The sequence below is a fragment of the Virgibacillus sp. M23 genome (assembly GCF_034190895.1).
GTDB lineage: Bacteria > Bacillota > Bacilli > Bacillales > Amphibacillaceae > Virgibacillus > Virgibacillus salarius.
This window is the reverse complement of sequence record NZ_JAWDHA010000302.1, coordinates 1-424: the sequence shown is the minus strand read 5'-3', so window position 1 is coordinate 424 and position 424 is coordinate 1. Positions and strand designations below refer to the sequence as shown.

Annotated in this window: 1 protein-coding gene; it reads right to left on the bottom strand. The window is 47.9% G+C overall.

The features are described 5' to 3' along the window. Positions 1–424: methyl-accepting chemotaxis protein (locus tag RVS70_RS22680; RefSeq protein WP_321134990.1), on the bottom strand; the 424-nt coding region annotated here is incomplete at both ends.

Genomic DNA, 424 nt, shown 5'->3' with positions numbered 1-424 from the left:
CAGCGTCTTGGGCCTGCTGTTCAGAGCCCTCAGCCATTTCGTTCATCGTTTCAGTAATATGTTTGCTGCCGGATCTTGTTTCATTCGTTGCGGTAGCAAGCACCTGTGAAGAAGAAAGAACCCGGCTTGAGATGTCTTTAGAATATCCGACAATATCTCTCAGATTCCCTACCATTTTTTGCAGCGCTTCATTCAGGTCGCCCAGCTCGTCTTTTGAGTTGAGCGCCTCCATGTCGTTCGACAGGTCTCCCTCGGCAATATGATTGGCAGACTCCTTCATGCGAATGATAGGCTTTACAATGTTTCGCGCGATATAAAGCCAGATGAAAATGCTGACGATGATCGTAGCTGCAACAAGCAGAGCAGTATAAATGAGCCCTTTTTGATAGACGGCCTTCGTTGCTTTTACTGCTGTGGTGCTGCC